This window comes from Arthrobacter sp. Y3225116, from assembly GCF_059091245.1.
In genome coordinates, this window is the sequence record NZ_JBNHGL010000394.1 from 1 (window position 1) to 1,692 (window position 1,692).

The following is a 1,692-nucleotide window of genomic DNA, read 5'->3' on the forward strand; positions in this document are numbered from 1 at the left end:
GTCCGTGCTGGTGCCGCTGCCGCACGGCAACGGCGAACAGGCCCTGAACGCGGCCTCCCTCGTGGCCGCGGGCGGGGCCGTGCTGGTCCGCGACGGCGGGTTCACACCCCGCTGGGTCACGGACGAACTAATCCCCCTGCTGCAAAACCCGGAGCGGCTGCAGCAGATGTCCGCCGCGGCACACGCCCTGGGAATCCGCGACGCAGACACCCGAATGGCACAATTGGTGCTCGAGGCAGCAGGGAGGAACACAGATGAAAGCCACTGATTTCCACACCACCGCCCGGCTGCCGTTCGGCGACCTCGGCGCCGTGCACTTCATTGGATTGGGCGGCGCCGGAATGTCCGCCATCGCCCGGATCCTGCTGGCCCGCGGCGTGCCGGTCTCCGGTTCGGACGCGCGCGACTCGGCGGTCCTGCGCCAGCTGGAGGCCCTCGGCGCCAACGTCTTCGTGGGCCACGAGGCCGCCCATGTCGCCGGCGCGGACACGGTGGTAGTCTCCACCGCCATCCGGTCGGAGAACCCCGAACTGCAGGCCGCAGCCGCCGCCGGCATGAACATCGTGCACCGTTCCGTGGCGCTGGCCGCCGCGATGGAGGGGAAGCGGCTGATCGCCGTCGGCGGCACCCACGGCAAGACCACCACCACGGCCATGGCGACCGTGATGCTGCAGGCGGCCGGCTGCGAACCCTCGTTCGCCATCGGCGGCGATGTGGCGGCGCTCGGCGTCAACGCCGCCCACGGGCGGGGCGAACTGTTCGTCGCCGAAGCCGACGAATCCGACGGGTCGTTCCTCAACTACAATCCGCAGGTCATCGTGGTGACCAACGTGGAGGCCGACCACCTGGACCACTACGGGTCGGCCGAAGCCGTGTACGCCTCCTTCGACCGGTTCACCGCACTGCTTCCGGCCGACGGCACCCTGGTGGCCTGCCTCGACGACGACGGCGCCCGCGCCCTGGCGGAACGGACGGCGGCGTCCGGCGCATCAGGCCGCGTGCTGGGCTACGGCTACGCGGCCGACGCCCAGGTGCGCGTCGCAGACACCGTCTTCGCCGGCTCGGGGAGCACCAGCAGGATCGAATACCCCGGCGGCAGCTGCACGCTGCGGCTGCAGGTGCCGGGCGAGCACAACATCCGCAATGCCGCCGCCGCCCTCGCCGTGGCCATCACCCAGGGCATCGACCCGGCCACCGCAGCCGAGGGACTGGCCGGGTTCACCGGAGCAGCCAGGCGGTTCGAGGCCAAGGGCACGGCGGCAGGGGTGCGCGTGTTCGACGACTACGCACACCACCCCACCGAGGTCCACGCGGCCCTCACGGCCGCCCGCAAGGTGGCCGGCGGGCATGCGGTGCATGTCCTGTTCCAGCCGCATCTGTTTTCCCGCACCCGGGAATTCGCCGCGGAGTTCGCCCGGGCCCTGCAACTGGCCGATTCTGCGACCGTCCTCGATATCTACGCCTCCCGCGAAGATCCGATCCCGGGCGTCACCAGCGAACTGATCACCAGCCGGCTCGCTCCCGGCAGCTATGCACCGGATCCGGGGCGGGCGGTGCGGGACATTGTTGCCCGTTCCCGGCCCGGGGACATCGTGCTGACCGTCGGCGCCGGCGACGTGACCCAATACGGGCCGGTGCTGGTCGAGGCCCTGGGGCAGGCCGCAGCGGCGGCGCGATGAGTCCGCGCAAGCC

General features: G+C 71.5%; 2 protein-coding genes. Both read left to right on the forward strand.

What is annotated here, in order from left to right:
* Nucleotides 1–268 (forward strand): glycosyltransferase (locus tag AC5RV2_RS17700; protein ID WP_494093415.1); only part of this gene is annotated, 268 nt, incomplete at its 5' end.
* The gene (murC, locus tag AC5RV2_RS17705) at nucleotides 255–1,679 is read left to right on the forward strand and encodes a UDP-N-acetylmuramate--L-alanine ligase (protein ID WP_494093416.1); all 1,425 of its coding nucleotides are present in this window, start codon (nucleotides 255–257) and stop codon (nucleotides 1,677–1,679) included. The genes AC5RV2_RS17700 and murC, both read left to right, overlap by 14 nt.
* Nucleotides 1,680–1,692 lie beyond the last annotated feature (13 nt).